The sequence below is a fragment of the Nocardia sp. CY41 genome (assembly GCF_009829325.1).
Classification (GTDB): domain Bacteria; phylum Actinomycetota; class Actinomycetes; order Mycobacteriales; family Mycobacteriaceae; genus Nocardia.
The window spans coordinates 275937-301552 of sequence record NZ_VUOS01000009.1 but is presented as its reverse complement, the minus strand read 5'-3'; the positions used below and the strand labels follow the sequence as shown (position 1 = coordinate 301552).

The following is a 25616-nucleotide window of genomic DNA, read 5'->3' as shown; positions in this document are numbered from 1 at the left end:
CGGTGTTCGCCGAACGGTGCGACGGGATCAATGGACGAACGTGAGATCGAATGCGGGCCGGTGGGTCACCACGATTCGATCAGTGGGACATCATGCTCCTGCCGCTGCCATTGGGCGGTGAGGCGACGGAGTCGGTCCGGGGCGGCGATGCCGCGCACGCATGCGATCTTGTCGTCGCGGATCTCCAGGATCGCGACCCCACGGACCTGGTCGTCGAGGATGGCGAGCATGGCCGGGCAGCCGTTGACCACGGCGGCATGGATCGAGGGCGAGCCGCCGGCGAGTCTGCGCTTGGTCGGCGAAGGTTTGAAGCCGGCCCGCACCGCGCCGGCGATCCGCTCCGGCGTCGAGTACCTGACCAGCTTCTCGGCCAGTCCCAGCCCGGCGCCGTCGGAAATGCCGGTCGCGTCGCCGGTCAGCAGCGCGACCAGCCGTTCGGTCCGGCCCGAAGACGCGGCATCGACGAACGCCTCGACGATTCGACGCGCGGAAGCGTGGTCGATGTCGGTGCCGTTACCGGCGGCGGCGAGTCGACGCCGGGCTCGGTGCGCGTGTTGCTGGCTGCCGGACTCGCTGATGCCGAGAATCTCGGCTATCTCGGCGTGGCTGTACGCGAAAGCCTCGCGCAGCACGTAAACGGCCCGTTCGACCGGCGACAGGCGCTCCATGAGCGTCAGCACCGCCAAGGTCACCGATTCCCGCTGCTCGACGGTGTCTGCCGGACCCAGCATCGGGTCGCCGTCGAGGAGCGGTTCGGGCATCCAGGCGCCGACCGCGCGTTCACGCCGCACCTTCGCCGAACGGAGCCGGTCGAGCGCCAGGTTGGTGACGATCTTCGTCAGCCATGCTTCGGGCACCTCGACGTGCTCCTGGTCGGCGGCCTGCCACCGCAGAAACGCGTCCTGCACCGTGTCCTCGGCATCGGCGGCCGAGCCGAGCAGACGGTAGGCGAGCGAGGCCAGCCGATTCCGGCTGGCCTCGAAACGCGCCACGGTGGCAGTGTCCATGAGCACGACTCTATCCAGCGACCGGATGGGTCGAGGGCTCCCGGATGGCCAAACGGTACTGGTGACTCGGCTTTCCGAAAGTCGGGCGGCTGATGGCCCAGGCGGCGGTATTGATGATCGCCGACTTGATGCGTGCGGCCGCCCAGCCGCGCAGGGCTCCCGGCTTCGCCCGCGCGTCACCGTCGACCAGCTGGAACAGCCCGTCGTTACGGCCGAGACTGATGTGGTTGCCGATATAGGAGAATGTGGTCGGCGCGACTTTGCGGCCGGTCAGATCCCCGATTATCGCAGCCGTCGCCGCCTTACTGGTGGGTCCCGCCGAAGCACACGACATCGGGTACGGCAGGCCGTTGTCGCCGATGACGAAGACGCTGTCACCGGCGGCGTAGACGTTCGGGTGGGAGACCGACCGCATCTGACGGTCGACCGTGATCTGGCCGTTGGGTTCCACCGCGAGGCCGCTGGCGGCGGCAATCGAATGGACTGCGAAACCGGCGGCCCACACGGTCGCGTCGGAGCCGAAAACGGTGCCGTCGGCGGCGATCGCCGCAGCCTCCTCGACGCGCACGATGGCGGAGTGCTCGTGGACCGTGATACCGAACCGGTCGAAGGCGCGCCGCATGTGACGGTGGGCCTTGGCGCCCAGCCAGCCGCCGAGTTCGCCGCGGGTGACGAGGCTGACCCGAAGCCCTGGCCGGGATTCGGCGAGCTCGGTGGCGGCCTCGATCGCGGTCAAGTTGCCGCCGACAACCAGCACCTTCCCGCCCTCGTCCAGCTCGTCCAGGCGTGCGCGCAGCCGCAGCGCCGCCGGCCGCGCCGCCACATGGTAGGCGTGCTCATCGACGCCAGGAACGCCGTGGTCGGCGATGGTGCTGCCGAGCGCGTAGAGGAGGGTGTCGTATTCGAGCCGGTCGACGCCGTTGCCGTCGGCGACCGTGACAGTCCGATGCTCGGGGTCGAGGTCGGTGACCCGAGCCAGTCGTAACCGGATGTCGGTGCCCGCGAACACCTCCGCCAGCGGCCGGTGGCGCAGCTCCTGCCCGGCGGCGAGCTGATGCAGGCGCAACCGCTCGATGAAGTCGGGTTCGGCGTTGACAACGGTGATCTCGAAATCGTCGGAGTGGAGCTGGCGGGCCAGGAATGTGGCGGAGAATGCTCCAGCGTATCCGGCCCCGAGGACGACGATGCGGTGCTTCATGGTTCGCTCCTGTCTGGTTCGCGTGCTTCCTGAACGAGACAGCCCCCGAATTCCTGACAGCATCAACGAGTGACGTGGGCTACACCGGGGCGTGGTCGGCAGACGACCGCCACGCTCTCGGGCGTCCTCGATTCCGGTGAACTTGCCCCCGTGACCCGGGGACGGATCGGGTAACTGCCTGGCTGCTCCTGCCCGCCGGAGAGGCCGCCCGCGCGGAACGCCACGCGGTTCTTCGATGCGTACGCCGCCGCCGAGGACGCCCTGATTCGGCGAGCCCGCGCGTGGCGCTGTGCAGCCCGGTGGGCAACCTCTATGGGGACGGGCAGGCCGAGCTCGGCTGGCCCGACGAGACAGACGCTACGATCTGGCCGTGTCGAAGGTGTGCAACTATCCGGGCTGCTCCCGTCCCATCACGAGTGCAGCGGGGCCCGGCCGTCCCTCCGAGTACTGTGACCGGCCGGATCACACGCGATGGCGCGCGTGGCGGGAACGGCAACGGCAGCAACAGGAGTCCGAGGCCGCGGCTGCTCCCGTCACTGTGACGAAACCAGGGCCGGTGACTGTCGCGCGGTTGCGCGCCGATGAACTGCTCACACAATTCCGCGGACTCGCCGAGCAGCTCAACACCACGCTCAGCGCCGCCGTCGCAGAGTTGTCCACGCTCGCAGACCCGGCGATCGCCGAAGCCCAGGTGCAAGCGGTACAGGTCGATGCCGCACGGCGGATCGCCGAGGCGGAGGGCGCAGCGGTAGCGGCCGAGCAGGCCCGGCGGGAGGCGCAGGAGGCCAGGGAACTCGCCGAGTCCGCCGCCGACGACGCGGCGAGCGCTGCCGAGCAGGCCGAAGCACTGATCGCCCAGGCCGATGCGGCGCGTGACGACGCGCTACGGGAAGTCGAACGGGTCACCAAGCAGGCGGCGGACGAGGTGTTCGCGGCCCGCAGCGCCGCGGAAGCCGAGATCCGCACTGTGCGCCGCGAGTCCGCCGAGCAGGCCGAACGCCTCGAACAGCAAGCCGCGGAACAGGTTCAGCGAGCCGAACGCCGCGCCGAGACCGACATCGCGCAGGCCCGGCGGGAAGCGGCGGCACAGGTCGCGGCGGCCCATTCCGAACGCGATCTCGCCGCCCAACGCGCAGCCGACGCCGAACGAGCGGCCGAGCGAGCCGAACGCACCGCCGCCGAACGTGCCGAAGCCGCCGACGAGGCGCGAGCCGAATGGCGGCGAGTACGCGCAGAACTCGAAGCCACCCGCACCGAGCTCGCCGACGCCCGTCGCGCCGCGGCGGCCGAACTCGCCTCTGTCCGCGCCGAAGCCGCAGCCGCCGTCGAAAAGGCGCGTGCAGAAGCCGCGCAACGTCTCGAAGCGCTGGACGAAGCCCGCGCCCAGACCCTCGCGCGCGCCGAACGCGCCGAGGCCCAACTGGACGAACTCCTCGCCGAAGCTCGCCGCAAGCTGTCCGCTGCCGAACCCGAACGGCGTGGCGACGCGTGATCGGCCGATCCTGTGCCGACCATATTCTCGGGACAGCAGTGTGGACCAAGAGAAAGGATCCGGCATGTCCGTCATTCACCGGACCACCATGGTGTCCACGAAGATAGAACTGCTTGCCTCATGGTTGCCCAGTCCTGCCTGGTATCGCGGTGCGAGCCAGGCGGATCTACGGAAAGCCGGTGGGTTCCGGCTCGACGACCCGGAGCGGAAGTCGGGATCGAATTCCTGGCGGTCACAGATCACTCCGGAGCGCGTCCGTGCACCTATCACGTTCCGCTGACTTACCGGGGCTCGCCGCTACCGCATGCCGCCGATGCGCTCGTGGGGACCTCCGAACACGGTGTCCTCAGCACCCGGTGGGTGTACGACGCCACCCGTGACCCGGTGGCGGTGGCCCAGATCGTCGCCTTGCTCACCGGAAAGGCGCGCCCGCAGGCCAAGAGCGAAAGCAACGCGCCGGATTCCTCGATCACCGTCCGCAGTGCCGACATGCTCTCGCTCGCACAAGGATTCGGTATCGCCCGAGACGAATCGGTGTGCACCGATATCCCGGTGGGCGACCGGACCGTACGAGTCCATCGCCTTCTGCAGGTATCGGAACCGGCCGCTACCGGTCATGTCACCGCCCCTTGGCGGCTAGCTGACGGCACTGGCGTCACCGGCGTATTCTTAGAGTTGGCCGCGTAATTCGGGGATGACCGGCGGACGCGCCAAGCCCTCGCCCGTGGATGACGGTGCCGTCGTGAGGCAAACGAGCCGCTAACCGTACCTTCGGTCATATCATGTAGCTATGCCCGAAACCGAAGTCGAAGGGCGTACGGAACCACTGGCCGGCGCAGTCCGGCAGACGGTACTGGTGGCCGGTGCCTGCTCGATGATCATGGGTGTGGCCTTAGCGGTGTGGCCGCACAAGTCGCTGCCGACAGCCGAACTGCTGTCCGGCTGCTATTTGCTGCTCAACAGCGTCTTGCAATTGGTCGTGGCGGTCGGTGCCCGCTTCGCCCCACCGTTGCGAGTGCTGGTCCTGGTCAGTGGCATAGTGTCGTCTCTACTGGCGGCGCTGTGCTTCGCGGGCGGGAACTCCACTCCGCTGCTGTCGTTCTGGATCGGATTGGCCTGGGCGATCCGTGGGATCTGCCACGCCACCGTCGCGGTCTGGGTCGACGACTTGCCCCGGCACGGATGGCACGAGCTCTTCGGACTGGTCACGCTGGCGTTCGGCGTGCTGGTGAGCGCGGTGCTGTTCGAATCGCCGGACGCACTCGGCTGGGTGGCAGGGCCGTGCTTGGTCGCGATCGGGACGATGGAAGCGTTGTTCGCCACGGGTTCCCGGCGCGACGTGGTCACCATGCCGGGCGTGGTGCCGAGCTTGCGCTTGGATGGCTGACCACGAGAACGCATCCGGTGGCGAGCCGTGTGCTGTCGAGGTTGACTGGGCGCCATGGCATCCCAGTACGCCCCGCTCCGGTCACCAGCGGAGCTGATCGTGATCACCCATGGCGCCGACACCGCGATCACACCGATCGCGCTGAACGACAGTCGCAGCGCACAATCACGTCTGGAGGAACTGCTCCCACCCGGCGGTGAACTCGTGCGCATCTTCGGACCGGCCAACCGTGTGGAGCGCAGGCTCACCGGCACCCCGCATCTGGAGACCGGTGCGGAATACCTCAACTACTTCTTCGTCCGCGGCGTCACCGACGGCCTCGACGAGTTGGCCGCTCGCCTGCGGGCCGCCGACGACGTCGCCGCGGCATATGTGAAACCGCCCGCCGAACCGCCTCTCGCGCCGGAAGGCGCGCGAGCGATCACCGGCCGCTCCGCTGCCGAGGCGCCGCCGGTGACCCCGGATCTCGCGGTGCGGCAGGGCTACCTGGACGCGGCCCCGCAAGGCATCGACGCCCGGTGGGCCTGGACGGTACCCGGGGGCCGCGGGACCGGCGTACGCGTGGTGGACATCGAGGGCGCATGGCGGTTCACCCACGAGGACTTGCAGGTCAACCAAGGCGGGGTGATCGGAGGCAACCCCTCACCGCAACAGGGCTGGCGCGACCACGGCACCGCGGTCGCCGGCGTGATCAGCGGCGACGTGAATGCCTACGGGATCACCGGGATCGTTCCCGAGGCATACATCCAGGCGGTGTCGATCTTCGGATCCGGTTCGGCCGCCGCGATCCGTTCCGCCGCGGACGCGCTGAACACCGGCGATGTGATGCTGCTCGAATTGCACCGTCCCGGCCCCCGATTCGCTTACGCCAACCGGCCGGATCAGCGTGGCTACATCGCGATCGAATGGTGGCCCGATGACGTCGCGGCGATCCGCTATGCGGTCGGCAAGGGCGTCATCGTGGTGGAGGCGGGCGGGAACGGCGGCGAGGATCTCGACGACGCGATCTACGACACCCGGCCGGCGGAGTTCCCGGACAGTTGGCGCAATCCGTTCCGCGGCGGTGCGGCCGACTCCGGCGCGATCCTGGTCGGAGCCGGTGCACCCCCACCTGGCTTCCACGGCCGTGACTATGGCCCGGCCCGATCCCGCCTGTCCTTCTCCAATTACGGGGAACGGGTCGACGTGCAGGGCTGGGGACTGGAAGTCACCACCACCGGATACGGCGACTTGCAAGGCGGACCCGACGAGGACCTCTGGTACACCGACGTATTCAGCGGAACGTCCAGCGCGGCGCCGATCGTGGTCGGCGCGGTCACGAGCTTCCAGGGAATGAGCGCGGCCGCGGCCGGACGCAAGACGCCCGCGGAGGTGCGTGCGCGGCTGCGGGACACCGGCTCGCCGCAGACCGATGCGCCGGAACGGCCCGCGATCCAGCGTATCGGCAATCTGCCGGATCTGAAGTCGATGATCCTGCCGCGATAGGCCGCCGAGGCGGCGATCCCACCGGGGATGAAGTACTCGGAATCAGTCCAGCGACCAGCGCCGGCCCCTCCGATTCCGCGAAGTGAAATCCGGTCGGTGATTAGTTGACCGGAGTGGAATCCAGTCCGCGTCGGCTAGCAGCTCATGGCCTACCGGCAGCAACTCGCCCGGCAACGGTGTTGGATCGCGTCGGCGGGGACGAGCTCAACGCTCAGGCCCCGGTCGGCGCGCTTCGACAATGGTCGACCGGGCCGTGCCCGCCCGGTCACGATGATCATTCCACGCGGGCGGCCATCAGCAAGTCGAGCAGCGCCTGTGCGAATTCGGCGGGTGCGTCGGTGAATCCACTGTGTCCACCAGGAAACTCGGTGAGCGGAATGCTCAGCTGTGCGGCGAGTGTCTGCGCGGGACGATACGGGAGTTTGCCCTTGCTTTCCCGGCCCGCACCCAATACGAGGCGATCGGTGACCAGTGCCAAGGCTGCCACATCGGGCAGATGCGAAGTGATCGTGCGCAATTCGTGTTCCATGTTGCGCGGTGCGTTGGCGTGCAGACGTTCGATCATCGCCGCGGCGCGCGGCGAGAGCTGGGCGGGGTCGGGCATGCTGACGCCTCCGCCTATGCCTTCGAGAAAACGGGCGCCCGCTGCGGCGAGACCGTCGGTGACGAACAGTGCGTACACCTCGTCGACGAACGCCTTGTGTTCGGCGGCGTCGGGCAGCACGCCGAAAGAAGGCGGCTCGTGTGCGATGACCAGCCGCAACCGCTGGGGATGGCGGGCGAGCAGATCGAGCGCGACCACCGCGCCGCCGCTGCCGCCGAACACGTAGGCGTCTTCCCCTGCGGGCGTGAGGTGTTCCAGCAGGAGGTGGGCATCCTCGCTCTGCACGTGGACCTCGATATCGGCCGGTGGGCCGGGGTCGAGCACACTGCGGGAGTAGCCGCGCGGGTCGATGGTGACCACGGTGAAGTGCCGCGCGAGCGGCTCGAGGATGGGGTCGAAGACTGCCGCGTCGCCTCCGCTGCCCGGTAGCAACAGCAGGACCGGCCCGGCGCCGCTCACCTCGTAATACAGCGTGGCTCCCGGGACGCTCAGAGTGCCGGATCTCATGGTTTCTCCTTGTTCTCGGTCGGCCACTGCTCGAGCGTGACGTGCAGGGCATCGATGATGCGTTCCCAGGAGTCGGCCGTGGAGCGTGTGTGTCCGAATCCGCCGGTCGCCTCGAGAACGCTGTAGCCGTGAAAGGTGCTGCGGAGCAATCGCACGGCGTCCGTCTGGTCGGGTTCGGCCAAACCGTAGGCGCGCAGCATGCTGTAGGTCAGTTCGACGGCGCGCAACGCGCCGGGCGCGGTGCGCGCGATTTCCGGATCGAACGGAAGCTGGCTCGCGGCATACCGGCCGGGGTAGCGCAGGGCGTAGTCCCGCCAAGCGTGGGCGTAAGCGGCGAGAGCGTCGCGTCCGGCGCGCCCGGCCACCGCGGCCGCGATCAGCTCGGTCTTCTCCGTGGCCGCCAGCACGGCGACGCGCGCGCGGAGTTCTCGCAGATTCTTGACATGCGAGTACAGGCTCGCGTCCTGCACGCCGAACTGCTTGGCCACCGCCGACATGGTGACGTTGTCCAGTCCGATCTCGTCGGCGAGATCGGCCGCGGCGCGGGTGATTCGCTCCGCGGTCAGCCCGGCCCGAGCCATCATGCGCACACCTCCCTTCCTAGTTCTAGTAGTTTATAACCTAGGATGCCTAGGTTAGCAAAGGGGGGTGCTTCGGCAGGCGCACCGGTATTCGGGCTACGAACCCCCGTCTTCGTCCCGCCGGATCTTCGGGATCGTCCGTCACCGGGGCGTGGCAACCGATCAGCTGGTCCGGCGAACCGTCGTAACCTGTTCCGCGAAGTAAGATTCGGTCCGACGTGCGCCCACGGAGCGCCGCGAGGATCGAGCGTTCGCCAACCGCATGGCCGACCCATGCCACGAGTCGGCCTTCCGTCGGCGAGGCCATCCGGGCAACCTCGGCGCCCTGAGCCACCCGGATCGGCTCACAAAGTGAATCGCCGTCCCTTCGCGGCCCATTCGCCTCGCCCCCGCGGAGTGATGGCCCAGCGGCCGCGGTGCTGGCAGTCCATGATCAGGCCGCGCGACTGCAGGCGCAGCAACGCGCTGCGCACCGTCCATGAGGTCAGTCGCGCCTGCTGAGCCAGTTGCTCGACGGTGAGCAATCCGCCTGGCGCAAGCACACCCAGCACCGCGAAATCGGCGGCAGTCCTGGGTCGTCTCATCATGTCGCAGCCTTTCCCTCGGGAGAAGGCAACCCAGGAATCGACTGAGGCTCGGCGGCCGGAGTTGCCGAATCGACGGTAGAAGCCACACCGATACCCCCGCCACGACTTTGCGCGACTTTGCGAAGTGCGTTGACCGGCAGCGCCTCCGGTGGGGACGATTGCACGACATCGTCCGCCAGCTCTCGCAAAGGATCAGCTATGAACCTGCGACTTCTCGGATCCGGATCCGATCATGGAGCTTGTCCCGCCGTGTACGCCACCGACACCGGCGTGCTGGTGGTGCAGGGCGATGCCACCGACCGCACCGGAACGGTCCTCGTGCCACACCAATTGCTGGACTGGCTGGAACCGGGCATGTGGCTACGGGTGGAGGCGAGTGGAACCTGCGGTTCGGTGCTGGTGGCCGGTGAACCGGTCACCGACCCGGAATTGCTCGCCCAACTGACCCTCGACTGTCACGAAACCGCCGTGGTGGTGCGCTGATGTTGCACGTCGTCGGTGACCGCTGTTTCGAGCCGCTCTTTCGGGCGGCTCGATTCCGTGCCTTCCATCTGGAGGTTCGCGACCACTACGCGCTGGAGGACGAGCAGGAAGCGTTGCGCCGCTTCGATGCCGGAGTAGCGTACGAGCGAGAGGAACAGCCCGAGTCCTGGAAAGCCTGGGATGCCCTGATGGTCGAGTCAGCCACGCGCGGCGTCACGCTCGAGCGGCTGCGCGTCGTGACCGTTCCGCACACCGGCTACACCCGATGGCTGATGTCGGCGACCGACGACAACATCGCCACCGGCGAGACCGTGCGCTGGCTGCCGCGGCATCTGATCGACCCCGGCGATCTGCCCTCCGACGATTACTGGCTGTTCGACAAGAACACCCTCGCCTTCAACACCTTCGCGGAGAACGGGGCGTTCATGGGGTTGTCGATCACCACCGACCCGGCGCTGATCGCCCGCTACCTACAGGTGCGGGAACGACTGTGGCCCAGGGGCATCGATCATCAACGATATTCCGAGAGTGAGCACGTACCCGAGTGAACGGTGTGTCGGACGCACGTGAGGTGCTGGGCGCGCGCCTGCGTGAACTACGTCGTGCCGCCCACCTGACCGGCCTGGAACTGGCCGCGAGATGCGGCTGGCATTCCAGCAAGGTGTCCCGGATCGAGGGCGGCAAGCAGACGCCCTCGGAGGCGGATCTGGCCGCGTGGTGCGAAGCGTGCGGCAATACCGCCGTGCTGGACGATCTGGTCGCCAATGCGCGCAATCTGCAGTCGATGTACCTGGAATGGCAGCGCACCGTCGCCTCCGGGCATGCGCGCAGGCAACGGCAGTCGATCGATCTGGAGGCGCAGACCACGCAGATCCGCTGGTACGCGCCCGACACCTTGCCGGGACTGCTGCAAACCGAAGGCTACGCGCGCGCGATCCTGACCGCCTGCATCGCGGTCACCGGTGGACGCGACGACCTGGAGGACGCGGTGGCCGCGCGCATGGCTCGCAAGCAAGTGTTGTTCCGGGCCAAGCACCGGTTCCATTTCGTGGTCAACCAGGCCGCGCTGTGGCGCACGGTCGGCGACGCCGCCACCATGGCCGAGCAACTCGCCCACCTGCTGGCGGTGATGGCCAACCCCAGGGTGCGGCTGGGCATCATCCCGATCTGCGCCGAGTACCGTGCCCCCGCGACGAATTTCGTCATCTACGACCGCGCGCAGGTGCTCACCGAGACGGTTTCGGCCGAACTCACCATCACTCGTCCGTCGGAGATCGCCCTGCACGAGCGGACGTTCGCGATCCTCGCCGACCAAGCCGAGTACGGTGATCGGGCCCGCGCGCTGATCGCGAACGCGCTGGAACGCCGGCGCGGCAGCTGAGTGCCCGCGACAGTGCGACGGCGAGGCCGCCACTGTCGTCCAGCGGCGGCATCGCCGGGTCGGGTCAGCGCACGAAGGTCGCCGCCTGGCCGGCGAGGTCGAGCAGCGGCTGCGGGAAGACGCCGAGCGCGAAGGTGATCGCCGCGGTGATCGCCACGATCGTCGTCGTCAGCGGCGGGGACACCAGCACCGGAGCGTCGGCCGGCGGGTCGGTGAAGAACATCAGCACGATGACCCGCAGGTAGAAGAACGCCGCGATGGCGCTGCAGATCACGCCGATGACGACCAGCGGTGTCGCACCGCCCGAGGCGGCGGCCTCGAAGACGGCGAACTTGCTGACGAAGCCGCTGGTGAGCGGCAGCCCGGCGAAGGAGAGCAGGAACAGCGCGAAGATCGTGGCCAGCCAGGGTGAGCGGCGGCCGAGCCCGGCCCATCGCGGCAGGCCGGTCGCTTCGTCGCCGTCCGGTTCGCGGACCAGGCTGACCACCGCGAACGCGCCGAGTGTGCCGATACCGTAGGCGGCCAGGTAGAACAGCACCGCCGCGACACCGCGGTCGTTGGCCGCGACCGGTCCGGTGAGCAGGAAACCGGCATGCGCCACCGAGGAATACGCGAGCATTCGTTTGACGTCGGTCTGCGTGATCGCCATGACCGCGCCGACGGCCATGGTAGCGATCGCGACGGCCGCGAGGATGGGGCGCCAGTCATCGCGCAGGCCGGGCACCGCGACCTGCAGCACGCGCACCAGCGCGCCGACCGCCGCGATCTTGGTGGCGGCGGCCATGAAGCCGGTGATCGCGGTGGGAGCGCCCTGGTAGACGTCGGGCACCCAGGACTGGAACGGCACCGCGCCGATCTTGAACAGCAGGCCGACGGCGAGCATCGCGATGCCGAGCACCGCCAGCGTCGCGTTGTCCGGATGCTGCGCGATCGCGTCGGCGATGCCGCCCAGCCGCACCGTACCCGCCTGGCCGTACAGCAGCGCGACGCCGTAGAGGAAGAACGCCGAGGAGAACGCGCCGAGCAGGAAGTACTTCAGCGCCGCTTCCTGGGAGAGCAACCGCTTGCGCCGGGCCAGCCCGCACAGCAGATACAGCGGAAGCGACAGCACCTCGAGGGCGACGAACATGGTCAGCAGGTCGTTGGACGCCGGGAACAGCAGCAGGCCGCCGACGGCGAGCAGCGTCAGCGGGAACACCTCGGTGGTCGCCACGCCCGCGCGCAGCGCCGCCGCTTCCGCCGCGCTGCCTGGTACTGCCGAAGCCTGCGGCGTGAACGCGTCCACACCCCGTTCCCGAACGGCCGCGGCGCGGCTCCAGGTTCCCGGACCCGACCGCGCCTGTATACGGGGTTCGGCTCCGCGCTCGGCGATGAACAACACCCCGAGGATCGACACGACCAGGATGGTGCCCTGCAGGAACAGCGTCACACCATCGATCGCGACCGCACCGGCGACGGCGACGGTCTCGGTGCCCGCCAGTGCCACGACGGCGATCAACGCCGCCGTCAGGCCGGCCACGCCCAGCACCGAATGGGTGGCATAGCGGTAGCGCCGGGCGACGAACGCTTCGGCCAGGACGCCGAGGACGGCGGCGCCGAACACGATGAGCATCGGGGACAGGGCGCCGTATTCGATGCTCGGCGCGGGGACGCTCGCGGCGAGCGTGGTAGCGGAGGCGGGGACGTTCACTTGTGGGCACCTCCGGACTGGTGGGCCGATCCCGCTTCCGGCAAGGGTGGTGTCGAGGGTGCGGGGTCGTTGCGGCCGATGGTGGTGAGCGTCTGGCTCACCGCGGGATTGATGAAGTCGGTCAGAACCTTCGGATAGATGCCGAGGAACAGCAGCGCGACGATCAACGGGACCACCACGGCGACTTCGCGCGGTGCGAGATCATAGATGCGCTCGTTGCCTTTCTTCACCGGCCCGGTCATCATCCGCTGGTAGAGCCACAGAATGTAGAGGGCCGCGAGAACCAGGGCGCTGGCGGCGATCACGGCGGCGAACTGGTAGCGGGTGAATGTCCCGATCAGCACGAGGAATTCACTGACGAAGGGGGCGAGCCCCGGCAGCGACAGCGTCGCCAGACCGGCGATGAAGAAGGTGCCGGCCAACACGGGAGCCACCTTCTGCACGCCGCCGTACTCGGCGATGAGCCGGGTACCTCGTCGTGAGACCAGGAATCCGGCCACCAAGAACAGCGCCGCGGTGGAGATACCGTGGTTGACCATGTACAGCGTCGCGCCGGTTTGGCCCTGGCTGGTCATGGCGAAGACGCCGAGGATGATGAAGCCGAAGTGGGAGATCGAGGTGTAGGCGATCAGGCGCATCACGTCGGTCTGACCGATGGCCAGCAGAGCGCCGTACACGATGCCGATCACCGCCAGCGTGATCACCAGCGGCGCATAGGTGTCCGACGCGCCGGGGAACAGGAGCAGGCAGTAGCGCAGCATGCCGAAGGTGCCCACTTTGTCGACCACCGCCATCATCAGCACAGCGCTGGACGGGGTGGCCGCGACGGCGGCGTCGGGCAGCCAGGTGTGCAGCGGCCAGAGCGGAGCCTTGACCGCGAAGGCGAACATGAAGCCGAGGAACAGGGCATTGAGCACCGCGGGACCGGCGCCGAGCTGCCCGGCGTTGGCGGCGGCGACCACCGTGCGGAAATCGAACGTGCCCGCGGATCCCTGGCCGAGGCCCTCGCGGGCGGTGAGGACGTACAACCCGATCACAGCGGCCAGCATGATCAGCCCGCCGAACAGGTTGTACAGCAGGAATTTCACCGCCGCGCGGGAGCGCTGCCTGCGCAGCAGCGCATCCCCGGTGCGCGGCCCGAACCCGCCGATGAGGAAGTACATCGGGATGAGCATCGCCTCGAAGAACACGTAGAACAGCAAGATGTCCAGGGCGACGAAGGAGACCAACACCATCGCCTCGACGAGCAGGGTGAGTGCGACGTAGGTGTGGGCCACTCGTTTGCCGCTGCCGACCTCGCGTTCGTCGTGCCAGCCCGCCAGTATCAGCAGGGGCACCAGCGCCGCGGTCAGCAGCACCAGGACCAGCGCGATGCCGTCGAGGCCGAGGGTGTAGCCGGCGCCGAACGCCGGAATCCATTGATGGGATTCGACGAACTGGTATTGGGCGCCCGCGGTGTCGAACCGCACGGCCAGCCCGATGCCGAGACCCAGCACGAGCACCGAGAAGCCCAGCGCCACGGCTCGAGCGAGGGTGCGCTGCGCGGCAGGCAGCGTCAGCACGATCGCCGCACCGACGACCGGGGCCAGCCACAGCGTCGTCAACCAGGGGAACTCGTTCACCACAACCTCACCGCCAGCAGGGCGGCGGCCACCAGGGCCGCGCCGGTGAACATGGACAGAGCGTAGGAGCGCACGAATCCGGACTGCACGCGCCGGGCCCGTGCGGACAACCCGCCGATCAGTGCCGCGGTGCCGTTGACGACGCCGTCGATGCCGCGGTTGTCGAGGAAGACCAGCGCTCGGGTCAGATGCCGGCCGGGTCGCATGAACGCGGCTTCGTTGACGGCGTCGCCGTAGAGATCGCGCCGGGCGGCCACGGTCAGTGCGGACACGGTTTCGGGTGCGGTCTCGGGGACCTCGCGCTGTGCGTACTGCGAGTAGGCGACCGCGACGCCGACGGCGACCACGCCGAGCACCAGTGTCGTGACCAGCGCCGCGGGGACGGTCTCGGTGCCGTGCTGGGCGCCGACGACCGGTTCGAGCCAGTTCTGCAGCGAGGAGCCGAAAGCGAACACCGCTCCGGCCCCGATCGAGCCGAGGGCGAGCAGGATCATCGGGCCGGTCATCACCGCGGGTGATTCGTGCGGGTGGGTGTCCGGTTTCCAGCGGCGCTCGCCGAAGAACGTCATCAGCATCACCCGCGTCATGTAGAACGCGGTCAGGCCCGCGCCGAGCAACGCCGCCAGGCCGAGCGCGATCCCGCTCATCCCGCCTTGGTTGAACGCCGCCTCGATGATCCGGTCCTTGGAGAAGAATCCGGCGAACGGCGGCACGCCGATGATGGCCAGGTAGCCGATACCGAAGGTGACGTAGGTGATCGGCAGCAGGGTGCGCAGTCCGCCGTAGCGGCGCATGTCGGTTTCGTCGTCCATCGCGTGCATGACCGAACCGGCGCCGAGGAACAGCCCGGCCTTGAAGAACCCGTGGGTGAGCAGGTGCATGATGGCGAAGGCGTATCCGGCCGGGCCGAGTCCGGCGGCCAGCACCATATAGCCGATCTGGCTCATCGTGGAGGCGGCCAGCGCCTTCTTGATGTCGTCCTTGGCGCAGCCGATGATCGCGCCGAACAGCAGGGTGACCGCGCCTACCAGCACCACGCCGAGGCGCGCGTTCGGTGCGAGGTCGAAGATCGCGTGGGAGCGCGCGATCAGGTACACGCCCGCGGTGACCATGGTGGCGGCGTGGATGAGCGCCGACACGGGGGTGGGGCCTTCCATCGCGTCACCGAGCCAGGACTGCAGCGGCACCTGGGCGGACTTGCCACACGCGGCCAGCAGCAGCAACAGGCCGATCGCGGTGAGCGTGCCCTCGTTCGCGGAGGGCGCGGCGCCGAACACGACGCCGAAGTCGATCGACCCGAACGTCGCGAACATCACCATCATCGCGATCGCCAAGCCCATGTCACCGACTCGGTTGACCACGAACGCCTTCTTCGCCGCCGTTGCCGCCGATGGCTTCTCGTGCCAGAACCCGATGAGCAGGTAGGAAGCCAGGCCGACGCCCTCCCAGCCGAGGTAGAGAACGAGATAGTTGTTCGCCAGGACCAGCAACAGCATCGCCGCGAGGAACAGATTCAGGTAGGCGAAGAACCTTCGTCGCGCCGGATCGCGGCTCATGTAGCCGATCGAGTAGACGTGGATGAGTGAACCCACACCGGTGATCAGCAGCGCGAAGCACATCGACAGCTGGTCCACCTGCAGCGCGAAGTCGACCTGCAGGCCGGCCACCGGGACCCAGCTGAACAGGTTCTGGTGCATCGCGCGGTCGGCGGTGTCGCGGCCGAGCATGTCGGCGAACCCCAGCACGGCGACGACGAACGAGGCCAGCGCGATCGCGGTGCCGAGCAGATGACCCCACTTGTCGGCGTAGCGTCCGGTCAGCAGCAGGACGACAGCGCCCGCCAGGGGGAGGGCGGGCAGCAGCCACAGCGTTGCGGTGTCCACGTCAGAACTTCAGCAGGTTGGCGTCGTCGACCGAGGTCGAGCGGCGGGCGCGGAATATGGTCATGATGATGGCCAGGCCGACGACCACCTCGGCCGCGGCGACCACCATCGTGAAGAACGCGAACACCTGCCCGTCGAGGTCGTCGTGCATCCGGGCGAAGGTGACGAACGCGAGGTTCACCGCGTTGAGCATCAGCTCGATGCACATGAACACCACGATGGCGTTGCGCCGCAGCAGCACTCCGGCCGCGCCGATGGTGAACAGCAGAGCGGACAGGAACAGGTAGTTCTCGGGATTCACCGGTTGCCTTCCTCGTCGCTGGGGTTGTCGGTCCCGTCCGATGCGGGCGTGGTGCCGACCGAGATGACGGCCGCTTCGGTGAGCGCCCTGGTGCGGCGGTGCCGCAGGATGGTGCTGACCGACAGTTCCTCGAACGACCCGTCGGGCAGCCGCGCGGGGATGTCCACCGCGTTGTGCCTGGCGTAGACGCCGGGGGTGGGCAGGGGGGTCGCGCGGTGTCCCTTCTCGCGGAACCGGCGGCGCGACAGTTCACGCTGATCGGTGCGTGGCCCGAAGTGCTCGCGGTGGGCCAGCACCATGGCGCCGATGGTGGCGGTGATCAGCAGGGCGCCGGTGAGTTCGAAGGCCCACACGTAGCGCAGGAAGATCAGCTCGGCCAGTTCGGCGATCACGTCGCGACCAGGGAAACCGGTGGCGGGGAACGTGATCGCGGACTCCCGCACGCCGTGGGCGATGCCGCCGCTGAGCAGCAGCCCGAAGCCGAGGCCCACCGCGGCCGCGGCGAGCCGCTGGCCGCGGATGGTCTCCTTCAGCGATTCGGCGGAGTCGACGCCGACGAGCATCAGCACGAACAGGAACAGCATCATCACCGCGCCGGTGTAGACCACGATCTGCACCACGCCGAGGAACAGCGCGTCCTGGGCGATGTAGAACGCGGCCAGCGCGATCATCGTGGCGGCCAGGCACAGCGCGGAATGCACCGCCTTGGGGGCGAACACCATGCCGAGCGCGCCGAGCACGGCCAGCGGGGCGAGGATCCAGAATTGGACGGTTTCGCCGGTGTAGGCGCGGGTCAACGGCTCCGCGGCGAGGATGAGTTCGGTCACCGTGTCGCTCCTTCCACGCCCGCGGGGGCGGGTTGCCGGGGCGCATCGGTCGCCGTGGCTCCGGCGGTGGCCGGCGCGGCGCCGGGCACCCGGCCGAGGTAGTAGTCCGCCTCGTCGGCGCCGGGGTGCATGGCGTGCGGCGGCGCGGTCATCCCGGGCTGCAGCGGGGCGAGCAACCGGTCCTTCTCGTAGATGAGATCGGCGCGGTTGTCGTCGGTCATCTCGTAGTCGTTGGTCATCGTCAACGCCCGGGTGGGGCAGGCCTCGATGCACAGTCCACAGCCGATGCAGCGCAGGTAGTTGATCTGGTAGACCCGCCCGTACCGTTCACCGGGGGAGAACCGTTCGGTCTCGGTGTTGTCGGCGCCTTCGACGTAGATCGCGTCCGCCGGGCAGGCCCACGCGCACAGTTCGCAGCCGATGCACTTCTCCAGGCCGTCGGGATGACGGTTGAGCTGGTGCCTGCCGTGGTAGCGCGGCGCGGTCGGCGTCTTCTGTTCGGGATAGAACTCGGTGTTGGGCTTCTTGAACATGGTCGTCGCGGTGACCGCGAACCCGGACAGCGGCTCGAACAGGCCCGCTTTGGCGCGGGTGGCGTCGCGGGCGTGCGCGTCGGCGGGCAGCGGCGGCACCGGGAAGCCGAGGAAGACCGTCGAATCGGTGGCATCCGCGGCGGCGGGTTCCTCGACCGGTGGCGGGGTCGCCCCGGCCCGGCCGGCCCGCAGGAACTGCAGCACCAACAGGCCGGTGACCAGCACGCCGCCGATCACGAGGATCGGAGTCTGCACCGGATAGCCCTCGGCTTGCAGCACCCGCGCGGTGGCCACCACCATGACCCACGCCAGCGAGGTCGGAATCAGCAGCTTCCAGCCCAGATTCATGAATTGGTCGTAGCGCAGCCGGGGCAGAGTGCCGCGCAGCCAGATGAACACGAACAGGAACGTCCATACCTTGGCGGTGAACCACAGCACCGGCCACCACCCGGAGTTCGCGCCGTCCCACATGTTCAGCGGCCACGGCGCCCGCCAGCCACCCAGGAACAAGGTGGTGGCCAGCGCGGACACGGTGCCCATGTTGACGTATTCGGCCAGCATGAACATGGCGAACTTGAGTGAGGAGTACTCGGTGTGGAAGCCGCCGACCAGCTCGCCCTCGGCCTCGGGCAAATCGAACGGCGCTCGGTTGGTCTCGCCGACCATCGAGACGCAGTAGATCAGGAACGAGGGCAGCAGCAGGAACACATACCAGGTGCCTTCCTGCGCGGACACGATGCCGGAGGTGGCCATGGTGCCTCCGAGCAGGAACACCGTCGCGAAGCACAGTGCCATGGCGATCTCGTAGGAGATGACCTGCGCGGTCGAGCGCAACCCGCCCAGCAGCGGATAGGTGGATCCCGACGACCAGCCGGCCAGCACGATGCCGTAGACGCCGATGGAGGTGATCGCGAGGATGTACAGCACCGCCACCGGCAGATCGGTGAGCTGCAGCGGGGTCGTGACGCCGAAAACCGACACCTGCGGCCCGAGGGGGATCACCGCGAACGCCATGAAGGCGGGCACCACCGAGATGACCGGCGCCAGGATGTAGATCGGCTTGTCCACGATCGCCGGGACGATGTCCTCCTTGAGGGCCATCTTCACGCCGTCGGCGATGCTCTGCAGGGAGCCGAACGGCCCGGTCCGGTTCGGGCCGATCCGCATCTGCATGCGTGCCACGATCTTTCGTTCCGCGAGCACGGCGATCAGCGGGATCAGCATCAGATAGACGAAAACGGCCACGGCTTTGGCGATCACCAGCCACAGCGGGTCGCTTCCGAAGCCCGCGGGAGTGTACGGATCCGAGGCCGCGGCGTGCGCCACCGCGGACGCCGCGACGAGTGTGGCGAGATCACTCATGACGGTGCTCCTTCATCCTCTCGTCGGCGTGCCGCAGATGCACGATCGCGCCGGGCTGGACGGCGAGCTGCTCGGCGATGGAGCAGCCGGGCGAGTGCTGTGGCAGCCACACCACCCGATCGGGCAGGTCACTGATCATCAGCGGCAGCGTGACCGCGCCGCGGATGCTGGCGACGGTGACCGGATCGTCGGGTTGCGCGCCGAGTTCGGCGGCGGTGTCGGCCGACAGGCGCACCACCGGAGGCCGGGCGATGCCTGCGAGATTCGGTTCGCCGTCCTGCATGCGTCCCTCGTCCAGCAGCATCCGCCAACTGGCGAGCACCGCGGTGCCGGGTTGGGGCTGCGGCAACGGATGCGGCGGGTGGGTGGGCGCGGAGACGGGCGCGCCGTCCCAGGCGCCGAGTTCGGCGAGTTCGGCACGGGCGGACTCGACGTCGGGCAAGCCGAGGCGCACCGACATCTCCTCGGCGATGGCGTGTAGCACCCGCTGATCCGACAGCGGCGCACTCTGGCGGCGCACCATGTCGTCGCCGAGCGCGGCGGCGAACGGACGCGGCCTGCCCTCCCAGGTGCGGAAGGTTCCGGCCTTCTCCATGGCCGCGGCGACCGGGAACACCACGTCGGCGCGTTCGGTGACCGGGCTGCGGCGCAGTTCCAGGCTCACCACGAACCTGGCCGCGTCGATGGCGGCCAGCGCGGCGGCCGGGTCGGGCAGGTCGGCGACGTCGACGCCGCCGATGACCAAGGCGCCGAGACCGGACGCGGCCTCCAGGATGGCCGTCGTGTCCCGGCCCGCGCCGACGGGCAGCTCGGGCACGTTCCAGACCGCCCGGACCTGTTGACGGGCACGCGGATCGGCGACCGGCCGCCCGCCGGGCAGCAGGCCGGGCAGGGCGCCCGCTTCGACCGCGCCGCGTTCGCCGGCCCGGCGCGGCACCCACGCGAGGGCTGCGCCGGTTTCCTCGGCCAAGCGCACGGCGGCCGACAGCGCACCCGCGACGCCGGCCATCCGCTCACCGATCATGATCACCGCACCGGGTTCGCGCAGCAGCCGGGCCAGATCGGCGAGTTGGGCGGGATCCGCGCCGGGGGTGGTGATCTCGCCGGTGCGGATGGCGTCGAGCAGATGCGGTTCGGCGCCCGGCACGGTGCGCATCAGCCGTCCGGACATGCGGTCGAGTCCCCGCGAGGAGTACGGCGCGAGCGAGTAGATCGGCAGCCGGTGCTTGCGGGCGGCCTTGCGCAGCCGCAGGTAGACGATCGGCGACTCTTCTTCGGGTTCGAACCCGACCAGCAGGACGACCGGCGCGGACTCCACGCTGTCATAGGTCACCGTGCCGTCCCGGCCGGAGACGCGAGCGGCGAGGAAATCGGCCTCCTCCGCCGAATGCGCGCGGGCGCGGAAGTCGATGTCGTTGGTGCCGAGGGCAACTCGGGCGAACTTGGCGTAGGCGTAGGCGTCCTCCTCGGTGACCCGGCCGCCGACCAGCACGCCCGCGTTGCCGAACGACGCGGCCAGTCCCTCCGCGGCCGCGGCCAGCGCCTCCGACCAGGAGGCGGGGGCGAGCTCGCCATCCCAACCGCGCACCAAGGGAGTGGTGAGCCGGTCGGGTTCGGTGGCGTAGGTGAACGCCCATCGGCCCTTGTCACAGTTCCACTCTTCGTTGACCTGCGGATCGTCCCCGGCCAGCCGGCGCAAGACCTTGCCGCGCCGGTGATCGGTGCGCTGTGCGCAGCCGGAGGCGCAGTGCTCGCAGACGTTCGGGCTGGACACCAGGTCGAACGGACGCGCGCGGAATCGGTAGGCGGTGCCGGTGAGCGCGCCGACCGGGCAGATCTGCACGGTGTTGCCGGAGAAGTAGGAATCCAGCGGCTCGGCCTGCGCGGTGCCCACCTGTTGCAGCGCACCCCGATCCATCAGTTCGATGAACGGATCGCCCGCGATCTGCTGGGAGAAGCGGGTGCAGCGGGCGCAGAGCACGCAGCGTTCCCGGTCCAGCAGCACGGCCGTGGACAACGGAATCGGTTTGGGATAGGTGCGTTTGCGTCCGTCGAACCGGGATTCGGCGCGGCCGGTGGACATCGCCTGGTTCTGCAGCGGGCACTCGCCGCCTTTGTCGCACACCGGGCAGTCGAGCGGATGGTTGATCAGCAGCAGTTCCATCACGCCCTCCTGCGCCTTGTCGGCGGCGGGCGAGGTGAGCTGGGTGCGGACCACCATGCCGTCGGTGACGGTCATGGTGCAGGAGGCGACGGGTTTGCGCTGTCCCTCTACCTCCACGAGGCATTGGCGGCAGGCGCCGACCGGATCGAGCAGCGGATGGTCGCAGAAGCGGGGGACCTGGATGCCGATCAGTTCGGCGGCACGGATCAGCAGCGTGCCGGGCGGCACGCTGACCTCCGTGTCATCGATGGTCAGAGTCACCAGGTCGGCGGGAGCGGGTCCGCCGTTGTGGTCTCGCACGGTGGCGGGCCCACCCGTCGTCCGGCCGCCACCTCGGATCGAATCGCTGCGCGATACCGGTTTCATCGGACCTCTCCTCCTGACTCGGCCCATGCGGTGGAGCGTGCCGGGTCGAATGGGCATCCGCCGAGCCGCAGGTGCTCGGCGTATTCCTCGCGGAAGTACTTCAGCGAGGAGATGATCGGACTGGCAGCGCCGTCGCCGAGGGCGCAGAACGACTTGCCGTTGATGGTGTCGCTGATGTCGAGCAGTTTGTCGAGGTCGGACGCAACGCCGGTGCCCGCTTCGATCCGTTCCAGCAGCTGCACCAGCCAGTAGGTCCCCTCCCGGCAGGGGGTGCACTTGCCGCAGGACTCGTGGGCGTAGAACTGCGTCCAGCGCAGCACGGCCCGCACCACGCAGGTGGTGTCGTCGAAGATCTGCAATGCCTTGGTGCCGAGCATGGATCCCGCGCTCGAGACGCCTTCGTAGTCGAGCGGCACGTCGAGGTGTTCCTCGGTGAACAGTGGCGTGGACGAGCCGCCCGGTGTCCAGAACTTCACCCGGTGCCCGGCGCGCACGCCACCCGCGTAGCCGAGCAGCTCGCGCAGCGTGACGCCCAGCGGCGCCTCGTACTGTCCCGGCCGGGCCACGTGGCCGGACAGCGAGTAAAGGGTGAATCCGGGTGACCTCTCGCTGCCCATCGAGCGGAACCAGGCGATGCCGTTGCGGATGATCGGCGGGACGCTGGCGATGGATTCCACGTTGTTCACCACGGTCGGGCAGGCATACAGGCCGGCGACGGCGGGGAACGGCGGGCGCAGGCGGGGCTGGCCGCGGCGGCCTTCCAGCGAGTCCAGCAGCGCGGTCTCCTCACCGCAGATGTAGGCGCCCGCGCCCGCGTGCACGATCAGCTCGAGGTCGTAGCCCGAGCCGAGGATGTCGTGACCGAGGAAGCCCGCCGCGTAGGCCTGGGCCACCGCGGCTTGCAGCCGCCGCAGCACCGGAACCACCTCGCCGCGCACGTAGATGAACGCGTGCGCCGCGCGAATGGCGTAGGCGGCGATGACGACGCCTTCGATCAGCGCGTGCGGCGCGGCGAGCATCAGCGGAATGTCCTTGCAGGTACCGGGTTCCGACTCGTCGGCGTTCACCACCAGGTAGTGCGGTTTGGTGACGCCGTCGGGTCCGGGGCCCTGCGGGATGAAGCTCCATTTCATGCCGGTGGGGAAGCCTGCGCCACCGCGTCCGCGCAGGCCCGCGTCCTTGACGGTCTGGATGATCTGGTCCGGTTCCATCCGCAGAGCGGTGCGCAGCGCCTGGTAGCCGTCGTGGCGGAGGTAGGTGTCCATGGTCCAGGACTGCGGATCGTCCCAGTAGGTGCTCAGCACCGGAGTGAGCGTCATCGCGGGCCCTCCGGATCCTCGTGCGGCGCAGGGGCTCGCATGCCCTGTTCGCGGGCGACCCGCAGACCGGCGAGCGTCGCGTCACCGGCGGCGCCGTCGAGCACGCCGGGGCGCTCGTCGGGGAACCCGGCGAGGATGCGGGCGGTCTGCTTGAACGTGCACAGCGGCGCGCCCCGGGTCGGGGTGACTCGCCGGCCGGCTCGCAGCGCGTCCACCAGGGCCTGCGCCGATTCCGGTGTCTGGTTGTCGAAGAATTCCCAGTTGACCATGACCACCGGCGCGAAGTCGCAGGCCGCGTTGCACTCGACGTGCTCGAGGGTGATCGATCCGTCCGCTGTGGTCTCGCCGTGCCCGATGCCGAGGTGGCGCTCGAGCGCGGCGAGGATGGCATCGCCGCCCATGACCGCGCAGAGCGTGTTGGTACAGACCCCGACGTGGTAGTCGCCGGTGGGTGTGCGCCGGAACATCGAATAGAAGGTGGCCACCGCGGTCACTTCCGCGCCGGTCAAACCCAACTGCTCCGCGCAGAACTCGATGCCGGTGCCGGTGACGTAGCCTTCCTCGGACTGCACCAGGTGCAGCAGCGGCAGTAGCGCCGAGCGCGGGTGCGGATAGCGCGCGATGATCTCCTTGGCGTCGGTTTCCAGCCGTTCGCGCACGAAAGGCTGATAGGGCTCGGGCCGGGTGCTGAGCTTCAGCAGGACTTGGGTCCCGCCGGTTCCGTACCCACCGCCGTTCGGGCTGTCGCCGTGCGTCGTCTGGTTCATCGGTCCACTCCGCCCATGACCGGGTCGATGCTGGCGACCGAGGCGATGACGTCGGCGACCATGCCGCCCTCGCACATCGCCGCGACCGCTTGCAGATTGGTGAACGAGGGGTCGCGATAGTGCACCCGGTAGGGCCGGGTGCCGCCGTCGCTGACCATGTGCACGCCCAGTTCGCCGCGGGGTGACTCCACCGCCGTGTACACCTGGCCCGCGGGCACGCGGATGCCTTCGGTGACCAGCTTGAAGTGGTGGATCAGCCCTTCCATGGACGTGCCCATGATCTTGCCGATGTGCTTGGGGGAGTTGCCGAGTCCGTCCGCGCCGACCTGCAGGTCGGCCGGCCAGGCGATCTTCTTGTCGTCGATCATGACCGGCCCGGGCCGCAACCGGTCCAGGCACTGCTCGACGATCTTCAGCGACTCCTTCATCTCCTCCACCCGGATGACGTAACGGCCGTAGCAGTCGCATCCGGTGGTGGTGGGGATGTCGAATTCGTAGTTCTCGTAGCCGCAGTAGGGCTGCGCTTTGCGCAGGTCGTGCGGCAGGCCGGTGGCCCGGAGCACTGGGCCGGTGATGCCGAGGGCCATGCAACCCTGCAGGTCGAGGTAGCCGATGTTCTGGGTGCGGGCCTTCCAGATCGGGTTGGCGGTGAGCAGGTGTTCCATGTCGCGTAGCCGCTTGGGCAGCAGCGCGAGCAGTTCGCGCACCTTGGTCACCCCGTTGTCGGGCAGGTCCTGGGACAGGCCGCCGGGGCGGATGTAGGCGTGGTTCATCCGCAGGCCGGTGATCGTCTCGAACACGTCGAGAATCAGCTCGCGCTCGCGGAATCCGAACAGCATCGGCGTCAGCGCGCCGAGTTCCATGCCGCCGGTGGCCAGCGCGACGAGGTGCGAGGAGATGCGATTGAGCTCCATCAGCAGCACGCGCACGACCGTGGCGCGCTCCGGGATCTGTTCGGTGATGTCGAGCAGTTTCTCCACGCCAAGGCAGTACGCCGTCTCGTTGAAGAACGGCGACAGGTAGTCCATACGGGTGACGAAGGTGACGCCCTGGGTCCAGTTGCGGAATTCGAGGTTCTTCTCGATCCCGGTGTGCAGGTAGCCGATGCCGCAGCGAGCCTCGGTGACCGTTTCGCCCTCGATCTCCAGGATCAGCCGCAGCACGCCGTGCGTGGACGGGTGCTGGGGACCCATGTTGACGACGATGCGTTCCTCGCCCGCGCCGGACAGCGTCTCGGCAACCTGGTCCCAGTCCTGTCCCGCGACGGTGACCGTGGCGGGCTCGGCGACGTCGGTGTCGGTGTCGGTCATCAGCTGTATGCCCTCCGCTCGTCGGGCGGCGGGATGCGCGCGCCCTTGTATTCGACCGGGATCCCGCCGAGCGGGTAGTCCTTGCGCTGGGGGTGGCCGCGCCAGTCGTCCGGCATGGTGATCCGGGTCAGCGAGGGGTGCCCGTCGAACCGGATGCCGAAGAAGTCGTAGGTTTCGCGTTCGTGCCAGTCGGTGGTCGGATACACCTCGTAGAGCGACGGAATATGCGGGTCCGCGTCCGGCGCGGCGACCTCCACCCGCAGGCGGCGGTTGTGTGTGATCGACATGAGGTGGATAAACGGCGTGCAGTTCGCGGCCGGAATCCTCCGGATAGTGCACCCCGTCGACGCCGAGGCAGAGTTCGAAACGCAATGCGGGGTCGTCGCGCAACGCGCGAGCCACCGTGACCAGCTGCTCGCGGTGCGCGTGCAGGGTGAGCTCGCCGCGGAAGACGATCACTTTCTCCAGCGCCGCGTCCAGGCGGACACCCGTGGCGGTGAGCGCGGCGCGCAGCGCGTCGACCACCTCGTCGAAGTACCCGCCGTACGGGGCCGGCGTGCTGCCGGGCAGCGTCACGGGGCGGACCAGCCGACCGTAACCCGAGGTGTCGCCGGTGCCGGTGACACCGAACATGCCGCGGCGTACGCCGATCACCTCGGCGCCGGCCTGTGCGGGATCCTCTTCCGGCAAGGTGCCTTCGGGGCCCGCCGTGGCCGCCGCGTCGATCGCGTCGTGCGCGGGCGGGGCGTCGGTGTCGTCG

General features: G+C 68.8%; 22 protein-coding genes and 2 pseudogenes. 8 read left to right on the top strand and 16 right to left on the bottom strand.

Annotated features, from left to right (window positions below; genetic code table 11):
* Positions 1-65: 65 nt before the first annotated feature.
* Together GVY64_RS12335 and GVY64_RS12330 are read right to left on the bottom strand one after the other, a co-directional pair.
* The gene (locus tag GVY64_RS12335) at positions 66-1007 is read right to left on the bottom strand and encodes a sigma-70 family RNA polymerase sigma factor (protein ID WP_159840728.1); all 942 of its coding nucleotides are present in this window, start codon (positions 1005-1007) and stop codon (positions 66-68) included.
* Between the two features lie 10 nt (positions 1008-1017).
* Positions 1018-2205: an NAD(P)/FAD-dependent oxidoreductase gene (locus GVY64_RS12330; protein WP_159840726.1), complete on the bottom strand. Its 1188-nt coding sequence runs from the start codon at positions 2203-2205 to the stop codon at positions 1018-1020.
* Between the two features lie 556 nt (positions 2206-2761).
* Between GVY64_RS12330 and GVY64_RS12325 the strand changes: the two genes are divergently transcribed.
* The 5 genes and pseudogenes from GVY64_RS12325 to GVY64_RS12310 all read left to right on the top strand — a co-directional run bounded on the left by GVY64_RS12325 (position 2762) and on the right by GVY64_RS12310 (position 6569).
* Positions 2762-3697, top strand: coding sequence for a hypothetical protein (locus GVY64_RS12325; RefSeq protein ID WP_236566776.1), 936 nt, complete (start codon positions 2762-2764; stop codon positions 3695-3697).
* 120 nt (positions 3698-3817) lie between these two features.
* Positions 3818-4018: pseudogene (locus tag GVY64_RS39090) on the top strand (maltokinase N-terminal cap-like domain-containing protein); the annotation flags it as partial.
* A 39-nt stretch (positions 4019-4057) separates the two neighbouring features.
* A complete protein-coding gene (locus GVY64_RS37805) occupies positions 4058-4384 on the top strand; it encodes a hypothetical protein (protein WP_236566775.1) in 327 nt (108 codons plus the stop codon).
* A gap of 103 nt (positions 4385-4487) precedes the next feature.
* Positions 4488-5084, top strand: a complete 597-nt coding sequence (locus GVY64_RS12315; RefSeq protein WP_159840722.1) for an HdeD family acid-resistance protein — start codon at positions 4488-4490, stop codon at positions 5082-5084.
* 54 nt (positions 5085-5138) lie between these two features.
* Positions 5139-6569 (top strand): S8 family serine peptidase, encoded by a 1431-nt coding sequence (locus GVY64_RS12310; RefSeq protein ID WP_159840720.1) that lies wholly within the window; start codon positions 5139-5141, stop codon positions 6567-6569.
* A 274-nt stretch (positions 6570-6843) separates the two neighbouring features.
* Here GVY64_RS12310 and GVY64_RS12305 read toward each other — a convergent pair whose 3' ends face one another.
* The 3 genes from GVY64_RS12305 to GVY64_RS12295 form a co-directional block, all read right to left on the bottom strand.
* Positions 6844-7680: an alpha/beta fold hydrolase gene (locus tag GVY64_RS12305; protein ID WP_159840718.1), complete on the bottom strand. Its 837-nt coding sequence runs from the start codon at positions 7678-7680 to the stop codon at positions 6844-6846.
* Positions 7677-8264, bottom strand: a complete 588-nt coding sequence (locus GVY64_RS12300; RefSeq protein ID WP_328820907.1) for a TetR/AcrR family transcriptional regulator — start codon at positions 8262-8264, stop codon at positions 7677-7679. The genes GVY64_RS12305 and GVY64_RS12300 overlap by 4 nt, the downstream gene beginning before the upstream one ends.
* 341 nt (positions 8265-8605) lie before the next feature.
* On the bottom strand, positions 8606-8848 hold the full coding sequence (locus tag GVY64_RS12295) for a GntR family transcriptional regulator (RefSeq protein WP_159840716.1): 243 nt from the start codon (positions 8846-8848) through the stop codon (positions 8606-8608).
* A gap of 198 nt (positions 8849-9046) precedes the next feature.
* On the opposite strand from GVY64_RS12295, the gene GVY64_RS12290 reads away from it, so the two are divergent.
* From GVY64_RS12290 to GVY64_RS12280, 3 genes are read left to right on the top strand one after another with little or no spacing between them, the layout of a single operon-like run.
* A complete protein-coding gene (locus GVY64_RS12290) occupies positions 9047-9331 on the top strand; it encodes a hypothetical protein (RefSeq protein WP_159840714.1) in 285 nt (94 codons plus the stop codon).
* Positions 9331-9879: a DUF6879 family protein gene (locus GVY64_RS12285; RefSeq protein WP_159840712.1), complete on the top strand. Its 549-nt coding sequence runs from the start codon at positions 9331-9333 to the stop codon at positions 9877-9879. Before GVY64_RS12290 ends, GVY64_RS12285 begins: the two co-directional genes overlap by 1 nt.
* Before the next feature lie 5 nt (positions 9880-9884).
* Positions 9885-10712 carry a helix-turn-helix domain-containing protein gene (locus tag GVY64_RS12280; protein WP_236566774.1) on the top strand — a complete coding sequence of 276 codons (828 nt, stop codon included), beginning with the start codon at positions 9885-9887 and terminating at the stop codon, positions 10710-10712.
* A gap of 64 nt (positions 10713-10776) precedes the next feature.
* On the opposite strand, the gene nuoN is transcribed toward GVY64_RS12280, so the two are convergent.
* The 11 genes and pseudogenes from nuoN to GVY64_RS12225 form a co-directional block, all read right to left on the bottom strand.
* Positions 10777-12402, bottom strand: coding sequence for an NADH-quinone oxidoreductase subunit NuoN (gene nuoN, locus GVY64_RS12275; protein WP_159840708.1), 1626 nt, complete (start codon positions 12400-12402; stop codon positions 10777-10779).
* Positions 12399-14024 (bottom strand): NADH-quinone oxidoreductase subunit M, encoded by a 1626-nt coding sequence (locus GVY64_RS12270; protein ID WP_159840706.1) that lies wholly within the window; start codon positions 14022-14024, stop codon positions 12399-12401. The genes nuoN and GVY64_RS12270 overlap by 4 nt, the downstream gene beginning before the upstream one ends.
* Positions 14021-15907: an NADH-quinone oxidoreductase subunit L gene (gene nuoL, locus GVY64_RS12265; RefSeq protein ID WP_159840704.1), complete on the bottom strand. Its 1887-nt coding sequence runs from the start codon at positions 15905-15907 to the stop codon at positions 14021-14023. The genes GVY64_RS12270 and nuoL overlap by 4 nt, the downstream gene beginning before the upstream one ends.
* Position 15908: 1 nt before the next feature.
* On the bottom strand, positions 15909-16208 hold the full coding sequence (gene nuoK / locus GVY64_RS12260) for an NADH-quinone oxidoreductase subunit NuoK (protein WP_159840702.1): 300 nt from the start codon (positions 16206-16208) through the stop codon (positions 15909-15911).
* On the bottom strand, positions 16205-17035 hold the full coding sequence (locus tag GVY64_RS12255) for an NADH-quinone oxidoreductase subunit J (RefSeq protein ID WP_159840700.1): 831 nt from the start codon (positions 17033-17035) through the stop codon (positions 16205-16207). The genes nuoK and GVY64_RS12255 overlap by 4 nt, the downstream gene beginning before the upstream one ends.
* On the bottom strand, positions 17032-18930 hold the full coding sequence (gene nuoH, locus GVY64_RS12250; protein WP_159840698.1) for an NADH-quinone oxidoreductase subunit NuoH: 1899 nt from the start codon (positions 18928-18930) through the stop codon (positions 17032-17034). Before nuoH ends, GVY64_RS12255 begins: the two co-directional genes overlap by 4 nt.
* Entirely contained in the window at positions 18923-21460 is a 2538-nt protein-coding gene (locus tag GVY64_RS12245) for an NADH-quinone oxidoreductase subunit G (protein WP_159840696.1), read from the bottom strand. The genes nuoH and GVY64_RS12245 overlap by 8 nt, the downstream gene beginning before the upstream one ends.
* A complete protein-coding gene (gene nuoF, locus GVY64_RS12240; protein ID WP_159840694.1) occupies positions 21457-22779 on the bottom strand; it encodes an NADH-quinone oxidoreductase subunit NuoF in 1323 nt (440 codons plus the stop codon). The genes GVY64_RS12245 and nuoF overlap by 4 nt, the downstream gene beginning before the upstream one ends.
* Positions 22776-23546, bottom strand: a complete 771-nt coding sequence (gene nuoE / locus GVY64_RS12235; RefSeq protein WP_159840692.1) for an NADH-quinone oxidoreductase subunit NuoE — start codon at positions 23544-23546, stop codon at positions 22776-22778. The genes nuoF and nuoE overlap by 4 nt, the downstream gene beginning before the upstream one ends.
* Positions 23543-24856, bottom strand: a complete 1314-nt coding sequence (gene nuoD, locus GVY64_RS12230; RefSeq protein ID WP_159840690.1) for an NADH dehydrogenase (quinone) subunit D — start codon at positions 24854-24856, stop codon at positions 23543-23545. Before nuoD ends, nuoE begins: the two co-directional genes overlap by 4 nt.
* Positions 24856-25489: pseudogene (locus GVY64_RS12225) on the bottom strand (NADH-quinone oxidoreductase subunit C). Before GVY64_RS12225 ends, nuoD begins: the two are co-directional and overlap by 1 nt.
* Between the last annotated feature and the right edge of the window lie 127 nt (positions 25490-25616).